Origin of the sequence: Corallococcus exercitus, assembly GCF_042231735.1 — a bacterium.
GTDB lineage: Bacteria > Myxococcota > Myxococcia > Myxococcales > Myxococcaceae > Corallococcus > Corallococcus exercitus_B.
The window spans coordinates 9,864,151-9,883,014 of the sequence record NZ_CP102577.1 but is presented as its reverse complement, the minus strand read 5'-3'; the positions used below and the strand labels follow the sequence as shown (position 1 = coordinate 9,883,014).

Annotated in this window: 17 protein-coding genes; 4 read left to right on the top strand and 13 right to left on the bottom strand. The window is 70.8% G+C overall.

The features are described from left to right. Positions 1–114: 114 nt before the first annotated feature. Both NR792_RS39800 and NR792_RS39795 read left to right on the top strand, forming a co-directional pair. Positions 115–1,719, top strand: a complete 1,605-nt coding sequence (locus tag NR792_RS39800; protein ID WP_375757897.1) for a short-chain fatty acyl-CoA regulator family protein — start codon at positions 115–117, stop codon at positions 1,717–1,719. A 1-nt stretch (position 1,720) separates the two neighbouring features. Next, positions 1,721–2,590 carry a tetratricopeptide repeat protein gene (locus tag NR792_RS39795; protein ID WP_375757896.1) on the top strand — a complete coding sequence of 290 codons (870 nt, stop codon included), beginning with the start codon at positions 1,721–1,723 and terminating at the stop codon, positions 2,588–2,590. Positions 2,591–2,624: 34 nt separating this feature from the next. On the opposite strand, the gene NR792_RS39790 is transcribed toward NR792_RS39795, so the two are convergent. The 3 genes from NR792_RS39790 to NR792_RS39780 all read right to left on the bottom strand — a co-directional run bounded on the left by NR792_RS39790 (position 2,625) and on the right by NR792_RS39780 (position 4,911). Next, on the bottom strand, positions 2,625–3,107 hold the full coding sequence (locus NR792_RS39790) for a hypothetical protein (protein WP_375757895.1): 483 nt from the start codon (positions 3,105–3,107) through the stop codon (positions 2,625–2,627). Then, positions 3,104–3,886 (bottom strand): sulfite exporter TauE/SafE family protein, encoded by a 783-nt coding sequence (locus tag NR792_RS39785; protein ID WP_375757894.1) that lies wholly within the window; start codon positions 3,884–3,886, stop codon positions 3,104–3,106. Before NR792_RS39785 ends, NR792_RS39790 begins: the two co-directional genes overlap by 4 nt. A gap of 128 nt (positions 3,887–4,014) precedes the next feature. Next, positions 4,015–4,911, bottom strand: coding sequence for a hypothetical protein (locus tag NR792_RS39780; RefSeq protein ID WP_375757893.1), 897 nt, complete (start codon positions 4,909–4,911; stop codon positions 4,015–4,017). A gap of 136 nt (positions 4,912–5,047) precedes the next feature. Between NR792_RS39780 and NR792_RS39775 the strand changes: the two genes are divergently transcribed. Next, complete coding sequence (locus NR792_RS39775) at positions 5,048–6,670, top strand: leucyl aminopeptidase (protein ID WP_375757892.1); 1,623 nt, start codon at positions 5,048–5,050, stop codon at positions 6,668–6,670. Positions 6,671–6,772: 102 nt separating this feature from the next. Here NR792_RS39775 and NR792_RS39770 read toward each other — a convergent pair whose 3' ends face one another. The 6 genes from NR792_RS39770 to ruvB all read right to left on the bottom strand — a co-directional run bounded on the left by NR792_RS39770 (position 6,773) and on the right by ruvB (position 13,872). Continuing rightward, positions 6,773–7,393 carry a hypothetical protein gene (locus tag NR792_RS39770; RefSeq protein WP_375761763.1) on the bottom strand — a complete coding sequence of 207 codons (621 nt, stop codon included), beginning with the start codon at positions 7,391–7,393 and terminating at the stop codon, positions 6,773–6,775. A gap of 126 nt (positions 7,394–7,519) precedes the next feature. Next, a complete protein-coding gene (locus NR792_RS39765; protein ID WP_375757891.1) occupies positions 7,520–8,758 on the bottom strand; it encodes a DUF4388 domain-containing protein in 1,239 nt (412 codons plus the stop codon). 29 nt (positions 8,759–8,787) lie between these two features. Continuing rightward, complete coding sequence (locus NR792_RS39760) at positions 8,788–9,882, bottom strand: thioredoxin domain-containing protein (RefSeq protein WP_375757890.1); 1,095 nt, start codon at positions 9,880–9,882, stop codon at positions 8,788–8,790. Between the two features lie 56 nt (positions 9,883–9,938). Next, complete coding sequence (gene lpxC / locus NR792_RS39755) at positions 9,939–10,883, bottom strand: UDP-3-O-acyl-N-acetylglucosamine deacetylase (protein ID WP_171415079.1); 945 nt, start codon at positions 10,881–10,883, stop codon at positions 9,939–9,941. Positions 10,884–11,332: 449 nt separating this feature from the next. Beyond that, positions 11,333–12,820: a hypothetical protein gene (locus NR792_RS39750; protein ID WP_375757889.1), complete on the bottom strand. Its 1,488-nt coding sequence runs from the start codon at positions 12,818–12,820 to the stop codon at positions 11,333–11,335. A gap of 17 nt (positions 12,821–12,837) precedes the next feature. Next, on the bottom strand, positions 12,838–13,872 hold the full coding sequence (ruvB, locus tag NR792_RS39745) for a Holliday junction branch migration DNA helicase RuvB (RefSeq protein WP_375757888.1): 1,035 nt from the start codon (positions 13,870–13,872) through the stop codon (positions 12,838–12,840). 119 nt (positions 13,873–13,991) lie between these two features. Between ruvB and NR792_RS39740 the strand changes: the two genes are divergently transcribed. After that, entirely contained in the window at positions 13,992–15,077 is a 1,086-nt protein-coding gene (locus NR792_RS39740) for a hypothetical protein (RefSeq protein WP_375757887.1), read from the top strand. Here NR792_RS39740 and NR792_RS39735 read toward each other — a convergent pair. The 4 genes from NR792_RS39735 to NR792_RS39720 all read right to left on the bottom strand — a co-directional run bounded on the left by NR792_RS39735 (position 14,974) and on the right by NR792_RS39720 (position 18,858). Next, positions 14,974–16,593 carry an ELWxxDGT repeat protein gene (locus NR792_RS39735; protein WP_375757886.1) on the bottom strand — a complete coding sequence of 540 codons (1,620 nt, stop codon included), beginning with the start codon at positions 16,591–16,593 and terminating at the stop codon, positions 14,974–14,976. The two genes, NR792_RS39740 and NR792_RS39735, sit on opposite strands and share 104 nt — an antisense overlap. Before the next feature lie 287 nt (positions 16,594–16,880). Then, the gene (ruvA, locus tag NR792_RS39730) at positions 16,881–17,495 is read right to left on the bottom strand and encodes a Holliday junction branch migration protein RuvA (RefSeq protein ID WP_375757885.1); all 615 of its coding nucleotides are present in this window, start codon (positions 17,493–17,495) and stop codon (positions 16,881–16,883) included. Continuing rightward, entirely contained in the window at positions 17,495–18,073 is a 579-nt protein-coding gene (ruvC, locus tag NR792_RS39725) for a crossover junction endodeoxyribonuclease RuvC (protein WP_375761762.1), read from the bottom strand. The genes ruvA and ruvC overlap by 1 nt, the downstream gene beginning before the upstream one ends. 35 nt (positions 18,074–18,108) lie before the next feature. Further along, complete coding sequence (locus NR792_RS39720) at positions 18,109–18,858, bottom strand: YebC/PmpR family DNA-binding transcriptional regulator (protein ID WP_375757884.1); 750 nt, start codon at positions 18,856–18,858, stop codon at positions 18,109–18,111. Between the last annotated feature and the right edge of the window lie 6 nt (positions 18,859–18,864).

Below are 18,864 nucleotides of genomic sequence, written 5' to 3'. Positions count from 1 at the left end.
CGTTGCGGCGAACCGAAAACGTTGATTGCAAATCGGTAAATCGGTTTGCAGAGTGGATCCAGAGACCCGGTGCTGGAGCGCGCCTTTTGACGCGGCCCGCCGGGGGTTGGAGCCATGAACAACGACAACGCTCTGAACGCGAACGTGGGGCTGAAGCTTCGAGGCCTCCGGTTGCAGCGCAACATCAAGCAGGCGGACGCCGCCAAGGACCTGGGCGTTTCGCCCGCGTACCTGAACCTCATCGAGAAGGGGAAGCGCGTGATGCCCTTCCCCCTCTTGTGGAAGGCGCTGCGCTACTTCGAGCAGGACCCCGAGCAGTTCATGTCCACGCTGGGCGAGGGCCGCGTGGACGAGGCCCTGGCGAAGCTGCTCGACGAACCGCTGCTCAAGAGCCTGGACATCGACTCGGAGTCGCTCCAGTCGCTGTCCGCGGAGCCGAAGCTGGCGGGCACCGTGGCGGCCCTGTTCAACCTCTACAAGAACACGCGCACGCAGCTGGAGAACGTGCTCGCGCAGCTCAACGTGGAGGAGCGCACCCGCACGCAGGGCTCCACTTCCGGCATGGGCAACACGCCGGGCGTGCGCTTCGACTACTCGCCCTTCGACGAGGTCAGCGACTTCCTGGAGAAGCACCGCAACTACTTCCCGGAGCTGGAGGAGCAGGCGGAAGGGCTGCGCCGCGACTTCCGCCTGGAGCAGCAGCTCACCAGCAGCCAGCTCATCCGCATGCTGGAGGAGCGATTCGACTTCAAGGTGCAGATCGAGCGCGCGGCCAGCGGCTCGTCCGTGGTGCGCCGGCTGGACCTGGACGCGCGCACGCTGACGCTGTCGCCGGACCTCACGGAGCAGCCGCTGAAGTTCCAGGTGGCCGCGTCCATGGGCCTCATGGTGATGGACCGCGAGAAGCTGGTGGAGCGCATCCTGGGCGCCGGGCGCATGCGGCACGGGGAGACGGAGCGCCTCATCAAGGTGAACCTGGCGAACTACTTCGCCGGCGCGCTGATGCTGCCCTACGGCGAGTTCTTCAAGGAGGTGCAGCGCACGCGCTACGACGTGGAGCTGCTCTCCAACGTCTTCGGCACCACCTACGAGACGGTGGCCCACCGCATCTGCAACCTGTCCGACCCCAAGCGCCAGGGCCTGCCCTTCCACTTCCTGCGCGCGGACATCGCCGGGAATATCTCCAAGCGCTACAGCGGCACCGGCATCCGCTTCGCCTCGGGCGGCGGTTCTTGCGCGAAGTGGGCGGTGCACCTGGCGTTCCTCAACCCGTCCCAGATTACCCGGCAGTACTCCATCATGCCGGACGGCACGACGTACTTCTGCTTCGCGAAGGTGCAGCTGCAGCCGATTGAAGGCTCCATCGTGAAGGGCACGGCGTACTCCATCGGCCTGGGCACGCACGCGGAGAACGCGAAGTACCTGGCGTACGGCCTGCCCACCAACGACCTGCGCAAGGACGCCATCCCCAGCGGCATCTCCTGCCGCTTCTGCGAGCGCACGGACTGCAACCAGCGCGCGGCGGCCAGCTACCGCTTCGCGTTCGCCTTCGACGAGTACACGAAGAAGGACTGCTTCTTCTCCCCGCTGCTCGTCCACGAGAAGGAGAAGGCCGAGCGCAACGGAAACGCCGAGCCCGATGGCAACGGCGCTGAAGGCGGCGAGAAGCACGATTCGCTGGACAGGGGCGTCCGCCGCCGCAAGGTTCACGAGAACTGACATGCACCCGTCCGACACCGAACGCGCCCACATCACCGACGCCATCCAGAAGCAGAAGAACGCGCTCGCCCCGCTGCGCATCACCGGCTCTCCCGCGGAAGTAGGCCAGGGGCTGGTGGCGCTGGCGGAGCTGTACGGGATGCTGGAGGACCACGCGGCGAGCCGCGAGCACTACGAAGAGGCCTACGGCTTCTTCAAGACCGCGGGCAACAAGCCCGGCCAGGCGCAGGCCCTCTTCGGACTGGGCGTGGTGAAGGCCCACTTCGAGGACCACAAGGGCGCCATCGAGCACATGGCCACCGCCGCCCTGCTCTTCAACGAGGCGCGCGACCGCGAGGGCGAGGCGCTCGCCCGCGCCTGCATCGGCGAGTCCCTGCGCGCCATGGGCGAGGCCGACGGCGCCGAGGAGAAGTACCAGGAGGCGCTCATCCTCTACCGCCAGACGCGCAACAACGAGCGCATCGCGCGGCTGCTCCTGGACATCGGCGACCTGCGCATGGCCAAGGGCGAGTACGAGCCCGCCCGCAAGCGCTTCCTGGAGGCCGTGCCGCTCCTGGAGCAGGGCGAGGACCCGGAGGCGCTCGCGCTGGGGCACCTGCTGCTGGGCGAGTCCGAAGGACTCCTGGGCCACCACGACAACGCGCGGCCGCACCTCTTGCGCGCGGTGGACGTGTACGGCGGGCTGCACGACCACGTCTACGAGGCCCGCGCGCGCTGGGACCTGGGGCTGTCCTGCTACTACCTCCAGGACTACGCCGCGGCCCGCGAGCAGTTCGAGGCCGTGCTGCCCATGTACGAGGACCTGCAGCAGCACGACGAGGTGGCGAAGGTGAAGAACGTGCTGGCGCACTTCGCCGCGCGCGGCGTGTAGCCCCGCGCGCGGTCTTCCTGCGTCCGGCTTCGCGTCAGGCCTGGAAGCCCGCGCCCACCGCCAGCGCGAGCAGCCCGATGACGCCCGCGGCGATGGCGGCGTAACGCCACTCGCCGCGCAGGCCCAGCAGCGTGCCCGCCATCGCCAGCCGCGCCACCGGCGTCACCAGCAGCAGCGACGCCGCGCCCTTGCGCAGCAGGTCGATGGCCACGTGCACGGACTCGTCGCGTGGCAGCAGCTCCAGCGCGAGCGACGTGACGAACATGGCGCCACTCGTCACCGCCCCGGTGCGCAGCACGCGGGCAATCCACCGCTCCCCGGCGGCGAGCCGCCTCGCGCCCCGGCGCTCACGTGGGAGCGCCTCCTCCGGCTGGGTGATGGGCTCTTGCGGCAGCTCCCGGGGGAACTCCGCGTCCAACGCCACCGACGTCGCCCGCAGGTTGCGACGTGGAGGTCCTGCCTCCGGCACCATCATCGACGGGTGGACACCGGGTATTTCAGGCTCTGCTTCACTCATTTCCATACGCTCGGCCACAACCCCTCCCCTCCCTTCCACAACATCTGTCCGGCCACGACCAGCAGGACGGCCGCGAAGAGCTTCTTCAGCACCGCGGTCGGCGTCCTCAACATCAGCTTGCTGCCCACGGAGGCTCCGGCCAGCACCCCTACGACCAACGGCGCGACGAGCCCCAGATTCAATTGGCCGCGCCAGGCGTAGGCCGCGACGCTCGCCGCGCCGGTGACGCCCACCATCAGGTTGCTGGTGGCGCTGGCGACCTTGAAGGGCACGCGCATGCCGTAGGTCATCAGCGGCACCTTCAGCGGGCCGCCGCCCACGCCCAGCAGCGCGGACAGGCCGCCCGCCACGAAGGAGCCGGAGATGCCCAGCGGGTAGTTGCCGGGGACGTAGTTGGCCGCCGTCGCGGGCTCCTGGCGCGGGCTGCGCAGGAGCATCATCTGGAGCGACACGAAGAGCGTGAAGAGGCCGAACACCACGGCCACCATCGCCTCCGCGACGAAGGCGGCGACGAGCCCCCCGACGATGGCGCCCAGCACCGTGGCGAGCTCCAGCGTGAGCCCCAGCCGCAGGTCACTCAGCTTGTTCTCCACGTAGCTGGCGGCGGCGGCGCAGGAGTTGGCCACCACGCACATCAGGCTCGCGGGGACGGCCTGCTCCAGCGGGATTCCGAATCCCAACACCAGCGCGGGCACCAGGACGATGCCGCCTCCGATGCCCAGGAGCGACCCCAACCCACCCGCCAACACACCCGCCGCCATGAGGAGGAAGACCGTCATTCCCTATCGAGGATAGGAGGCACTCCCCGCTTCGGATAGCGCCACCTCCCCGAGGGCAACCGGCTCGATCGGCTGGATGCCCTGCACGCGGACACGGCCGTTGGACGCGGGCCGTGTGGATCCGTTCACTACGCGGCGGTGGCGCCCAGCGTGCCTTCCGGAAACTCCTCCAGGAAGCGCGCGCGCGTGCGCGGCGTGTAGGTGCCGCGCGCCATGTAGCCGTGCAGCTTCTTGATGAGGCCGCGCGTCACCTCCAGCGCGGCGTCCAGCTCCACCGCGAAGTCGAAGTGATCATTGCGATACAGCTCCTGGAAGGAGAGCTGCGAGTACGCCGGGAGCGCCCGCATGCGGCCGAGCGGACTGGAGAGGAAGGCGCCGGAGACGTAGAGGCCGCGCACCCAGCCGTCCAGCTCCGCCTTGGTGGGGGCCTGTCCCACGCGGTCCTGGGACGCCAGCCGGACCAGCTCGTAGATGCCCCGGCCGATGCCGCGCAGGGGGATGCCGGAGCTCTTCACCACCTGGAACTTCTCGCGGATGCGCGCGGTGCCCACGCCGTCCGTGCCGTCCTGTTCGCGCAGGAAGAAGAGCGTCTGGGCCCACTCCACCTGACGCCGTGCGTCCCAGGCCCGCTCCCCCTTGCGGCGGTGGCGCAGCACCAGCCCGTCCACCAGCGGGTGGAGGCGCCGGTCCAGGCTCAGGTGCGTGAAGTAGCCGGCCAGGATGGCCAGGCCCGCCTCGGTGCCCACCAGGGCCCCTGAGGCCACGAGCTCCGCCATCTTCAGGCCCAGGCCCACCGGGGCGCGCTCGTGGTACAGCCGCGCGAAGGGGGGCCAGCCGGTCTCCGGCTGCATCAGCACGCCCAGGCCCCCGCGCACGCCCGCGCACAGGGGCAGGTCCGGCAGCGCCGCGCCGAAGCGCGCGTAGGGCAGGTCCTCGGTCAGCGCTCGCACCCAGTCGGCGGGGAGCCCGTCCGGATGGGCGGCCAACCGTTCGATGGCCGTCAGATGCAGCAGCAGGGTGGGCATTGGGAGTGCACAGCTATCCAGCGCGCCGGGGCATTGCAATGCCCGAGTGGCAACCAGCGCTTTGCGAGCAACACGGCACGCGTCTACAGTCGCGCCCCTCGGATCACCCCCTTCCTCTCCAGGAGTCCAAGTCGCCATGCAATTCAGTCTCGTCTCCGGTGAAGCCGCGCCGGTGAGCGGTGAGCTGCTCGTCATCCCCCTCTTCGAGGGCGAGCTGGGTGATTCCGCCCCCGCGCCGCTGGCGGCCGCGGACTCGGCCCTGGAGGGCAAGCTGCGCGCCGCCGCCACCCAGGAGGGCTTCAAGGGCAAGGGGGACCAGTCCTTCCTGATGCACACCCTGGGGAAGCTGGGCTCCGACCGCGTCCTGCTGCTGGGCCTGGGCAACCGCGCGCGCTTCCAGCCGGAGGTGCTGCGGCTGGCCGCGGGCCGCGCGGCGAAGACGGCGCAGCGGCTGAAGGCCACCGCCATCGGCTTCCGCGTGCCCGCCACGGATGACGCGGCGATGGCCGTGCGCGCGGTGGTGGAGGGCCTGGAGCTGGGCGTCTACCGCTTCGACAAGTACAAGTCCTCCGCGCGCGAGGACAAGGGCAGCCCCAAGCTGAATCGCGCCACGCTGTCCCTGCCGGAGGGCACGGAGAAGTCGCGCGCGCTGGACGACGCGCTGACCCTGGGCCTGAAGCTGGCGGAGGCCGTCAACTGGGCGCGCGACCTGGTCAACGAGCCCCCCAACGTGGTGACGCCCGCGAAGCTGGCGCAGGCCGCGCAGCAGGCCGCCAAGGAGGGCGGGCTCACGGCGGAGATTGGCGGGCGCAAGGAGATTGAGCGCCTGAACATGGGCATGTTCCTGGGCGTCACCGCCGGCAGCGTGCAGGAGCCCCGGCTCATCCACCTGGTCTACACGCCGAAGAACGCGAAGGACGCCCGGCGCGCCCCGCTGGCGCTGGTGGGCAAGGCCATCACGTTCGACTCGGGCGGCCTGTCGCTCAAGCCCACCGAGGGCATGGTGGAGATGAAGACGGACATGGCCGGCTCCGCCGCGGTGCTGGCCGCGATGAAGGTCATCGGCTCCGTGGTGAAGCCGCCCTTCCCCGTGCACGCCTTCATCGGCGCGTGCGAGAACATGCCCTCCGGCACGGCGTACAAGCCGGGCGACATCCTCACGGCGCGCTCCGGCAAGACGGTGGAGATCACCAACACGGACGCGGAAGGCCGCCTGGTGCTGGGCGACATGATCACCTGGGCCGCCGAGCACGAGCCGTCCGCCATCATCGACCTGGCGACGCTCACGGGCGCGTGCATGGTGGCGCTGGGCAACTACATCGTGGGCGCCTTTGGCGACGACGACGACACGGTGAACAGCGTGCTCGCCGCCGCGCGCGCCGCGGGCGAGGAGATGTGGCGCCTGCCGGTCAGCGACCTGCAGAAGGACGCGCTGCGCTCGGAAGTGGCGGACATGAAGAACTCCGGCGAGCGCTGGGGCGGCGCCATCAACGCGGCCCTCTTCCTCAAGGAGTTCGTGGGCGACACGCCCTGGGTGCACCTAGATATCGCCGGTCCGTCCAACAGCCCCAAGGAGCGCGGCTACCTCAACAAGGGCGGCACGGGCGTGGGCGCGCGCACGCTGGTGGAGCTGGTGCGCCGCCGGGCCACGGAGCTCGCCTCGCAGCCGGAGCCCACCAAGGCCGAGGCTCCCGCCACGAAGGCGCCCAAGGCCGCCAAGGCCCCGAAGGCCGCCAAGGGCAAGCCGGCCCGCGCGTAAAGGCCCCCGGAGTCTCCGGGCCTCGTGGCCCACGCGTGAGCCGCGTGGGCCTTCAGGAGCCCGGTCATGGGCTCCACGCGTTCAGCGCGGGTCTCCGGGTTCCTATTCAGACACCCGGGGCGTCGAGCGCACCGCCACGCTCGGCTCCGGGAGCGGCCGGACGCCCGCCATCAGGGCGTCCACGCTCTCGGTGATGTCGGCGGAGGCCTCCGTGGGCCAGGTGGCCAGCATCATCAGCACGCGGCCGGAGTTGCCCTCGCGCACGGCCACCTTGCCGCGCACGCCCTCCCCCACCTGGAAGTCGAAGCCCACGGCGTTGTCCGACAGCGCGATGGGCTGCGGATCCGTGGTGGTGAAGCCCGGCTGCTGGCGCAGCCCCTGCGTCAGCCGCTCCGCGAACTGCACGGGCGTGGCCACGCCGGGCGCCACCTGCAGCACCACCTGGGCCCCCGTCACGCGGTGGCGCAGGATGACGGGAATCGCCAGCCCCTCCGGGGTGCGCTCGTTCGTCTCGTCCAGCTGCCACTCCGCCGTGGGCCGGACGATTTCAAAGCCCAGGTCCTCGTCCACGTAGCGCCGCGTGGTGGACGCGACGGCGGATTCGTCCGCGGCCCTGCCCGAACCGCCCGTGCCGGCTTCCGACTTCGTCACCGCCGTCCGGGACGCGCCACACGCCGTGCTCAGCAGAAGCACTCCCCAACCCAACATCCGCATCGCGCCCATGTCGCTCGTCCCCCGCCAGCCACCAGCCGTGGCGAGGAACGTGGGCACCCACCCCAGGGCCCGCCAGGGGCACATGGGGGCGGTGTACGCTGTCCGACGGAGGAAACTTCCCGCCTGGGGCCCGGTCTACGACAGGCCGCCCTGGAGGGTCCGGTAGGTGTTGGCCAGCCGCTCGGCCACGTCCGCCGGCAGCGCGTTGCGCGCGGAGAACAGCGCGTAGGACACGAACGCGTCCAGCGCCTCCAGCGCCATGGCCCGGCCCACCGCCTCACCGCCGCTGGTGGACACGTTGGCGCGCAGCCGGGCCACGTCCACCCGCCCGTCCGGCCCCAGCGTGACGCCCTGGTAGGCGTCCTCCAGCCCCGGAGGCGGCGACTCCACGAAGCCGCGCAAGAGGTCCACGTCGCGGCCCGCCTCGCGCAGCGCGCGGTGCACCAGCGACAGCAGGAGGTTGTAGCGCTCCTCCGCGGACAACAGCTCCCAGGCCATGCCCTCCACCGCGGGGCCCGGGGCCGGAGGCGCCTCCGCGGCCCGGACGGCCAGGTGGCCGCCGCGCACCGCCTCCTCCACGCCGCTGTAGAAGGCGTACTGGCTGCCCGCGTAGGCGGCCCTCAGCGCGCCCAGCGTCGTGCCCTCGCCCAGCTGGGCGAACAGGGCCTCCTCGCCGGGCAGCGCGCCCTGGGGGCCGGGCGTCACGCGCATGTCGTCCGGGAAGCGGCGGCCCAGCCGGCCCGTCTCCTCCGCGCGCTTGATGCCGGTGAGCACCAGGTCGCGCGTGCGCTCCGGCAGCTTCACCGCGTCCACCGCCGGGGTCTTCGCCTCCAGGAAGAGGAAGCTGCCCTCCACCATCTCGAAGAGGTTGAGCACCACCTCGCGCACCACGAACGTCATGGCGCTGTAGAGGCTGGCCTCGGAGACGAGCCCCTGCGACGTGAGCACCTGGCCAATCCGGCGCGCGGGCGTCACCTGCGCGAGCGCCTGGGAGAGCCTGGCTTCCGTCAAGAGCCCCAGCCGCACCATCACCGCGCCCAGCCGCTCCCAGCGCTCGCTGGAGGTGGCGAACACCACCTGCCCGTCGCGGAAGGCCACCGTGCGGCGCACGCTTCCGTGCTGCACGACGAGCTGGCCGGTGCGGATGCCGGAGAGGATCTGCGCGAACACCTCCTCGACCGAGAGCGTCTCCAGGCTGCCGGCGAAGAAGCCGGACGCGCCGTGGGCTTCCGGGAGGAGCACCAGCCCCTCCGGCGCCAGGAAGTGCGCCGAGAGGGGCCGGGTGGGAGAGACGACGGCGGCGAGCGGCCGCTCCAGCTCGAGCGAAGCCGCCTCACCGCTCACGCGGGGCGTGGCCCTGGGTTTGGACGCCACCGCAGCCCTCCCTCACCGCGACTGAAGGACTACTTCGCGCCCTTGAGCTCCGCGTCGATGACGCTCTTGAACTCGTCGAAGGGCTGCGCGCCCGACAGCATGATGCCGTTGATGAAGAACGCCGGCGTGCCGCTGACGCCCACCTTGGAGCCGTCCGCCATGTCCGCCTTCACCGTCGCGGCCTTCTCGCCGGAGTCGAGGCAGGCGTTGAACTTGGCGGTGTCCAGCTGCAGCTCGCCCGCGTACTTCTTCAGGTTGTCCACGCCCAGCGCCTGCTGGCTGGCGAAGAGCTTGTCGTGCATCTCCCAGAACTTGCCCTGGTCGTTGGCGCACAGCGAGGCCTCGGCGGCCTTCTGCGCCTCCTTGTGGAAGTCCAGGGGGAACTGGCGGAACACCAGGCGCACCTTGTCGCCGTACGTCTTCGTCACCTGGTCCACCGACGCGATGGCGCGGCTGCAGAACGGGCACTGGAAGTCGCTGAACTCCACGATGGTGACCGGCGCGTTCTCCGGCCCCTTGGACGGGCCGATGGCGGCCACCTGCTTGCGCTCCGCGGGCGGGCGCGGGGGCTCGGGCAGCTCGTACTTCACGTTGGCGCCCTGGCGCAGGGTGTCGAAGAACTTCTGGGCCTGCTCCTGCTTCTGCTGGCCGGACAGGAAGTCCACGATCTGCGGCTTCATCTGCTCGTAGGTCGCGCCCGGGGGCAGCTGGCCCTTGGCGCCCTCGAACACCTCCTTGATCTTCTCTTCCGGCGGCGCGGGGATCTTGTCGTCGATCTCCGCCTTGAGCAGCTGGTCCTCGGTGATGCCGCGCTTGGTGGCCTCGGCCTTCACCAGGCGCTCGGTGACGAGCCCTTCCAGGCCGCGCTTGCGCAGCTGGAACTTCTGCTTGTCCAGGTTCGCCAGCGGCTCCTTGATGCGCTCGTTGAGCTCACCGAAGGTGACCTTCTCGTTGTTGCCGAAGGTGGCCACCACGGTGTCCGCCGAGGGCTCCGAGGCATTGGCGGCCTGGGCCTGCGCGGCGGGCGCCTGGGCATTGGCCGGCGCCTTCTCCTTGTTGCAGCCGGCGGTGAGGGATGCCGCGAGGAGGGCGGCCAGGGCGATGCGAGTAGAGCGCATGGACATAGGCCGCCGACTTAATAGAGGTCCTCCGGACTGGCAAGGAATTGACAGCCCGGCGTTCAGGCGACCAGGGGCTCCAGCTCCAACGCGCCCGCGAGGCTTCCTCGGCCCGGCTCGCGGCCCTCCACGTCCCGGCGGCGCGCCGTGACGATGTCGAAGCTGGAGGGGTCCGCCAGCACCTTGCGCACGAGTTTGTGATTGAGCGCGTGGCCCGTCTTGAACGCCGTCATGTGGCCAATCACGGGCCGGCCAAAGAGCGACACGTCGCCGATGGCGTCCAAAATCTTGTGGCGCACGAACTCGTCCGGGAAGCGCAGGCCGTCCGGGTTGAGGATGGCGGCCTCGTCCACGACGACGGCGTTCTCCAGCGAGCCGCCGCGCGCCAGGCCCAGCGTCTTGAGCTTCTCCACGTCGCGCAGGAAGCCGAACGTGCGGGCGCGGGAAATCTCCCGCGAGAAGCCCCGGTCGTTCACGTCCACGTCGAAGGACTGGCCCTGGATGACGGGGTGCTCGAAGTCGATGGTGCAGCTGATGCGGAAGCGCCGGGCGGGGGTGAGCGAGGCCTGCTTGTCGCCGTCCTGCACCACCACGCTCTTCTTGATGACCAGGTACTCGCGAGGCGCGTCCAGCTCGTGGGAGCCCGCCTCCATGATGGCGTGCGTGAAGGGCGCCGCGCTGCCGTCCATGATGGGCACTTCCGGCCCGTCCAGCTCCGCGCGCACGTTGTCGATGCCCAGCGCGGCGAGCGCGGACATCAGGTGCTCCACCGTGCCCACCTTCACGCCGTCGCGGCCCAGGGTGGTGGCCAGCGACGTGTCCACCACGTACTCCGCCAGCGCGGGGATGCTCACCGGGCGCGCCAGGTCCGTGCGGACGAAGACGATGCCATGCCCCGCGGGCGCGGGCTTCAGGGTCAGCGTCACGGGCAACCCGGAGTGGAGCCCCACGCCGCGGCAGATGGCCGGCTGGGAGAGGGTGCGCTGGAAGTCGGTGAACTGGAGCATGTCGGTGTCGCCTCTAGGGACTGCTTCGTACTGACATACGCGGGGTATGGCCCCGTCAGGCCGTTCCACCGCGGTCTGACGCGGTGCACATAAAAGCAATCAACATGCCACGGGGCCGTGACACAAGGACTGCCTTGAAGGGCCCCCCTGCCCCTCCCAACCCCCTGGAACTGCTGGGAAAGCCAGGGGCCTGGACGGGGTACGGCCTGGACCGGGGCGCGGACACCCCTCTTGGGAAACCCACCACTGCTCCTCCCACCGTGACAGCGATGTCCGGAATCCATCCTTCGGACCCCGGCGCCCCCGGCGGGTTTCGCGCCAACCGGGAGTACGTGTCACCCATGCAACAGGGGCGCGTCTCTATCGCAGGCGAGTGCCCGGAAGCAAACGCAGCCCCGGGACTCACGGGGAGTCCGGGGCTTGACGGAAAACATGACCGGGAGGGTGGGTCAGCGTCCGGCGGGCGACAGGAAGCGATCGCGCAGGGCTTCGGCGTCCGGCCGGTCGAAGCCGCGGCCCTGGAGGAGCGAGCGGCGGCTGACGGCGTGGAAGGTGGTCTCCAGCGTCTGGGAGAAGCGGCGGAGGTCCTCCGCCAGGCGGCTGCGGATGCCAGGGCCTTCCGGGGGCCAGGGCAGCTCCACCAGCAGCGAGGTGAAGCGATCGAAGGCGTCGTAGTCCGCGTAGCGCAGCAGCTGGTAGCCGCCGTCGTGGAAGTAGTCGAGGAACGACTTGAGGGCCTCCAGCACGCGCTCGGCGGACGCCACGTCCTCGGCGCGCAGGTGGCTTTCGGCGGCGCGGCAGAGCTGGGCGTAGACCCACAGGTCCTTGCGCAGGCGCAGCGCCGCGTCCTGGGCGCTGGTGAGGTGGGCGAAGGCCTCGTCCCCCAGCGAGCCGTTGGGGGACAGCGCGTCCACCAGCGCGACGATCTGCTGGCGCAGGAGCGTGGTGAAGGCCTCCGCGGCGCGCAGGGGGGCGGCGGGGTCGCGGTCCAGGTCCACCAGCACGTCCCGGGCGATGCGGTCCGTCTCGCGGGCCAGGTCTCGCGCGGCGCGCAGCGTGGCGGCCTGGAGGTGCTTGGGGCCGGCCTTGGGGGACAGCTCCGTGTGCAGGTAGCTGGCGACGGCGGCCACCTCGCCGCGCACCAGGGACAGGAGCACGCGCACGCGGCGCGGCACGGGCGGCTGGGACTCAGGGTCGACGTGCGTCAGGTAGTGCAGCACGCGGAAGAGGCCCAGGAACGCGGTGGTGAAGAGGGGCCGCGTGTCCGCGGGCAGCGTGCCCAGGACGTCCAGCAGGCGCACGGAGCGCAGCCGGTCGTACTCGACGCGGAACTCCAGCGGGCGGAAGGGGCGGAAGTAGCGGTTGAGGACGATTTCCCGCAGCGTCAGCTTGCCCACGTCCTGGAACAGCGACAGGCCGATGAGCGGCAGCTGGAGCAGGTTGTCGAGCAGGTTCTTCAGCGCGTCGAAGGCCTCGCGCACGACGAAGAGGCTCTCCGGCGGGGTCTCCTGGTCCAGCTCCTCTTCGATGAGGAGCCGGCGGACGCGGTCGTCCGCGAGCTGGGTCTCCACGTACTTGCGGAAGACCATCTTCGGGTCGCTGTCCGGATCCTGCAGGTGCCGGGCGACGCGCACCGCGCGCTCCATGGCGTCGCGCACGTCCACCAGCTCCTCGTGGAAGTCGCGCGTGACGAGCGGCCGGGCGCGGGCGTCCACCACGGAGTTGTGGAGGTTCAGGTAGCGCTCCACGGCGCGCAGCCACATCTCGAACTCGAAGAGCAGCTCCTCGCGCCCCTCCACCGGGACGCCCCGGAGCCAGCGCTCCCGTTCCGCGAGGAAGCCCGCGCGCGTGGCCTGCGAGGCGCGCATCAGGTCGCCGTAGTAGTCGCGGGGACTGGGGAGGACCGTGGGCACGGCGGGCGCGGAGGCTTGGCTCATGGCGGAAGGGGGTGGGGCTAGAAGAGGGTCCCCTGTGGGGTGGGGGGCGGCGTCTTCTTGAAGTACTGGTAGGTGCGCAGCGTGGCGGTGCGGCCCCGGGGCGTGCGCATGAGGAAGCCCTCCTGCATGAGGAAGGGCTCGTAGACGTCCTCGAGGGTGTCGCGCTGCTCGCCCACGCTCGCGGCGATGGTCTCCACACCCACCGGGCCGCCGCCGAACTTCTCCAGGATGGTCAGGAGAATCTTCCGGTCCATCGCGTCCAGGCCGCTGGCGTCCACGCCCAGGCGGCTCAGGGAGTCGTGCGCCAGGTCGTAGGTGATGCGGCCGTTGCCCTCCACCTGGGCGAAGTCGCGCAGCCGGCGCAAGAGGCGGTTCGCGATGCGGGGCGTGCCGCGCGAGCGGGTGGAGACCTCGCGGCTGGCGGCGCGGTCCATGGGCACGCCGAGGATGCGCGCGGAGCGGTCCAATATCTGCTCCAGGAACTTCGGCTCGTAGTACTCCAGGCGATCCTGGATCTGGAAGCGGTCGCGCAGGGGGGACGTGAGCAGGCCCGTGCGCGTGGTGGCGCCCACCAGCGTGAAGGGGGGCAAATCAATCTTCATCGCGCGGGCGGCGGGCCCGGTGTCGATGGTGATGTCCAGCCGGAAGTCCTCCATCGCCGGGTAGAGGTACTCCTCCACGGCGGCGTTGAGGCGGTGGATTTCGTCGATGAAGAGGATGTCCCGCTCGTTGAGGTTGGTGAGCAGGCCCGCCAGGTCGCCCTTCTTCTCCAGCGCGGGGCCACTGGTGACGTGGATGCCCACGCCCAGCTCGTTCGCGATGATGTGCGCGAGCGACGTCTTGCCCAGGCCCGGGGGGCCGGAGAACAGACAGTGGTCCAGCGCGTCACCCCGGCTCTTCGCCGCGGCCACGTACACCTTGAGCTTCTCGACGACCGCCCCCTGCCCCACGTACTCGTCGAAGGTGCGCGGGCGCAGGGAGGCCTCCAGCCGGATGTCTTCCGGCTGAACATCTCCCGAGAGGGTGTCGTCGGACTTCCTCGCCATCGCCATTGCGACCCTATACAGCGAAGGGGCCACGTGTCGCTGCCCTTCTGGCGGCGCTACACTCGGAGTGGCACGCCGACCGGCCAGCCAGGGGGCCCGTTCCCCTGCCCGAAGGGAGTCGCGTCATGCTTTCCGCTTCCGCCCCGTTCCGTCCCCTGCCCCTGCTGCCCGAGGCCCGCGCCGAGCGTTCACCCGGCCCCCGGCTGCAGAAGCTGCGCCGCGCCGCGCTGGAGGCCCGCGAGGCCTTCGTCCGGGAGGGCCCGGTGGCGGCGGTGGCCACCCGCGACCTCATCACGTTCCCCTACCCCACCCTGTTCGCCTTCAGCGGGGCGGCGCTGTCCCCGGCGCCCTACGTGATGATGACCAACCGCATGCAGGTGGTGCAGTTCGCGGAAGGAGGCACCGGCCAGCGGCGCACGCTGCTCTTCAACCCCACCGACTACGAGCGGGGCCACGCGGCGCCCTTCTACCGCGCGCTGCGCGAGCGCTACGGCGCGTTCCTCTCCGACAAGGTGATGTCCACGCGCCACGGCACGGTGCAGGGCCACCTGGAGCAGCTGGGGCTGACGCCGTCGGACGTGGACTACCTGGCCTTCGACCACCTGCACATCCAGGACCTGCGCGGCTGGCTGGGCGGTGACGGCACGCCGGGCGTCTTCCCCCGGGCGAAGCTGCTGGTGCAGCGCGCCGAGTGGACCATGGTGAAGCACCTGCACCCCATGCAGCACGTGTGGTTCGTGCCCGGCGGCACGGACGTGCCCGAGGAGCGCGTGGTGCTCCTGGACGGGGACACGTGGCTGGGCCAGGGCGCGGCGCTCTTGAGCACGCCCGGCCACACGCAGGGGAACATGTCCCTGGCGGTGGCCACCGCGAATGAGGTGTTCGTGGTGAGCGAGAACGGCGTGAGCACGGAGAGCTTCACGCCGCTGTTGTCGCGCATCCCCGGCGTGCGCCGCTTCGCGGAGCAGATGGGCTGGGAGGTGGTGCTCAACGGCAACACGCGCGAGGACTCGCTGGAGCAGTACGCGTCCATGGTGGTGGAGAAGCTCTTCGCGGGGCCGTCCGCGCATGACGCGTCGTTCGTGAACTTCCACCCGTCTTCGCTGCTCACCGCGCACCTCCTGGCCCCGGGCCTGGGCCCCACCGTGGTGCTGCCCGCGCCGAACACGGGCGGGCTGCACCCCACGCCCGCCTTGCGCCGCGCGGCCTGAGCGGCCTGAGCGGCTCCAGCGCCTGGGGACGGCCGCAGGAGACCGCGGGGAGGAACGGCAGGGCCCAGGGCTCCTCGCCCCGGACCGGATCCGTGGCCAGGAAGAAGACGTGGCCCCCCGCGCGCACGAACCCGCGCGGATTCGCGTGGAGCCCCGCGGGGGCGATGTCGCGCATGGGGTCCACGTGGCCCGGGGCGCCGTTGGAGTACCAGCCCTCGCGGCCCCGGCCGGCTGTCGTCGCGGAGAAGAAGAGCCATCCGTCCGTCGCGGCGAGGGCCGTGGGAGTGCTGCTCGCGGGGCCCGGCTCCAGGTCCTGCACGAGCACCGTGCCCTGCGCCGTGCCGTCGCTTCTCCACAACTCGCGGCCGTGCACGCCGTCCTCCGCCGCGAAGTACAGCCGCCCGTCCATCACCGTCAGGCCGGAGGGCTGCGACCCCAGGGGCCCCGGCCGCACGTCCTTCACCAGGCGGGTGCCCATGAGCGTGCCGTCGCTCTTCCACAGCTCGCCGCCGTGGAGCAGGTCCCCGGGCTCGCCGAAGAAGCCCTCCGCTCCGGCCATGAAGTACACGCTGTTGCCCAAGGGCGTGAGCTCCGCCGGGTAGTCCCCCGGGACGTGCACCAGCGGGAACGTGGTGAAGGACGGGCCCCGCGTCACCCAGAGGTCCGCCTCGCCCTGGCCCGGGTCCACGAGGAAGAAGAGGCGGTCGCTCCCCACAGGCGTCAGCGCGAAGAGCACCGTCCAGGCCGGGCCCCGGAAGAGCACCCGCGCGGCGCCGGAGCGCGCATCCAGGACCCACAGCGTCACCGAGTCGTCGCCGTACGCCACCAGCGCCAGCTTCCCGCTCCACTCCGTCAGGTCGTCCAGGAACAGCGAGGCCGGCCCGGGCGCGAACTCCTGCGCAAGCTGCGTGCCCTTCGCCGTGCCGTCCGTGCTCCACAGCTCGCGGCCGTGCACGCCGTCATCCGCGGTGAAGTACAGCCGTGCGCCCACCACCTTCAGCCCGTCCGGCGCGCTGCCCTGCGCTCCAGGCCGGAGGTCCGCCACCAGCACCGTGCCCGCTTCGGTGCCGTCGCTTCTCCACAGCTCCGGTCCCTTCACGCCGTCGTCCGCGACGAAGAACAGCCGCCCGCCCATCCGCGTGAGAAAGCGCGGCGTGCTGCCGTACGCCCCGGGCCGGAGGTCCTTCACCCGGCGCGAGTCCAGGGTGCTCCCGTCCGTCACCCACAGCTCGCTGCCGGCCACGCCGTCATCCGCGCCGTAGAAGACGCGCCCGTCCACCTCCACCAGCGTCTCCGGCGCCGAGCCCTCCGCGCCAGGGCGGAGGTCCCCCACGGGCCGCGCCGACGGGCCACACGGCTGCGGTGCTCCGGAAGCCGCCCCCTCCACCGCCTCCTCCATCGCCGCCGACGCCTCGCCCCACCCCACCTCGGCCTCACCGCCCGCCGCGCCACACCCCACCCCGATGACGCCGGTGAGCAGCAGCACGAGGACCGGAACACCACGCCACGCCGCCATCACACACACCTCCTCGGGGCAAGGCGATCCAGTCCGGACCACCGCACCTGGGCTGGAAATTGATGCTTTCAGCGGAATGGGCCAGCTCATGGCCGGCCAGGATGGCGCAAGGATGTCGGACCGTGAGCGGCGCGATCCAGCGGATGATTCCAAGCAAACGGTAAAGCCGTTCGCCGGGCAACGTCAGCAGAGTCCCAAGGGAAAAAGACTTGCGCGTATTTTCCGAGGATTTCCCAGCCTTGGAAGCACCGCGTCTCGCCCCTGGGGGCAAGCGCGGTGTCTGGAAGTCACGGGCTGGAGCGCAGGGACTTGAGGGCTTCGCGGAAGAGGGCCTGGAAGGTGGCGTCCGGGCCCAGCCGCTCGATGACGCCGTCCGCGGCCTTCTCCGCCTGGGGCTGCTTGTAGCCCAGGTTGAGCAGCGCGGAGACGAGGTCCGCCTTGTTGCCGGAGGTGACGGGCGCGCGGGGCGTGGTGCCGCGCGCGATGCCCTCCGAGTGGAGGTTGCGCACCTTCTCCTTGAGCTCCAGCACGAGCCGCTCCGCGGTCTTCTTGCCCACGCCGTGGATCTTCGCGAGCCGGGCCGTCTCACCGCGCGACAGCGCCGCGATGAGCTCGCCCACCTCCATGCCGGACATCACGCCCAGGGCCATGCGCGGGCCGATGCGCGACACGCTGTTGAGCAGTTGGAAGAGCTCCTCCTCCTGGGGGGAGAGGAAGCCGAAGAGCTCGAAGGCGTCCTCGCGCACCACGGTGCGGATGCGGATGTCCACCGGCTGGCCGTCCGCGGGCAGCTTGCCCAGGGAGACGGTGGAGAGGTTCACGCGGTAGCCCACGCCCTGCACGTCGATGACGGCGTCCTCGGGGCCCTTCTCCAACACGTTGCCACGCAGCCGGGCGATCATCAGCGGGTCTCCGGGCGCTGGTAGGCGGACGACAGGCGGTCCGCGAGCACCGACGCGGCCCCCTTGCGCTTGCCGTTACCGGGCGCGCTGGCGCGGGGCATGCCCACGCGGAACTGGTTCAAGTGGCACAGCGCGACGGCGAGCGCGTCGCTGGCATCCGCGCGCTCCAGCGTCGCTTCATCCACGCCGAGCAGCGTGCGCACCATGCGCGCCACGGCGTCCTTGTTGCCCGCGCCGCTGGCGCCCACGGACTTCTTCACGCTCGCGGGGGCGTACTCGTGCACGGGCAGGCCCGCCTGCGCCGCGGCCAGCAGCGCCACGCCGCGCGCATGGCCCAGCACCAGGGCGCTCCGGGCGTTGCGGAAGGTGAAGAGGCCCTCCACGGCCACGGCCTCCGGCTGGTAGCGCTGGAGCGCGGCGCTCAGGGCGGCGTGCAAATCCTTCAGGCGCTCAGCGAGGGGCGCGGACTCCACCACCTTGATGACGCCATGGCCCAGGTGCACGAGCCGGCCCTTCTTCTCCTCCACCACCCCGAAGCCCATGAAGCGGCTGCCAGGGTCCACGCCGAGCACGCGCACCGGCCGTTCCTTTCCCACGCGCCCTTTTCGGGGCGTTACGTGGACAGCGACTCCATCAGGGACTCGTCGATTTCGAAGTTGGCGTGCACGTGCTGCACGTCGTCGTTGTCGTCGAGCGCGTCCATCAGCTTCAACAGGCGCTTCGCGTTGTCGCCTTCCACCTTCACGGTGTTCTGCGGCACGAAGGTCCACTTCTGCTCGCCCAGGGGCAGGCCCGCGGCCTCCAGCCTGGCGCCCACCGCGTGCAGGTCCGCCGGGGCGGTGCGCACCTCGAAGCCGTCCGCGCCCTGGTCCACGACGTCCTCGGCGCCCGCGTCCAGGGCCTTCTCCATCACCTGGTCCTCGGTGGGGCCGGGCTTCACGGTGATGACGCCCTTCTTGTGGAACATCCAGCCCACGGCGCCTTCCGCGCCCAGGTTCCCGCCGTGGTTGCTCAGGAGGTTTCGCACGTCGCTGGCGGAGCGGTTCCGGTTGTCGGTGAGGCACTCGATGATGAGCGCGACGCCGCCGGGGCCGTAGCCCTCGTACGTCACCTCTTCGTAGGACTCGCCGGCCAGCTCGCCCGTGCCCTTCTTGATGGCGCGCTCGATGGTGTCGCGCGGGATGTTGGACTCGCGCGCCTGGGCCACGGCCACGCGCAGGCGGGCGTTGCTGGCCGGGTCACCGCCGCCCAGGCGCGCGGCGACGGTCATCTCCTTGATGGCCTTGGAGTAGAGCTTGCCCTTGGCCACGCCCAGGACGGCATTGCGGCGTTTGAGTTTCGACCATCGGTTGTGACCGGACATGGCGGC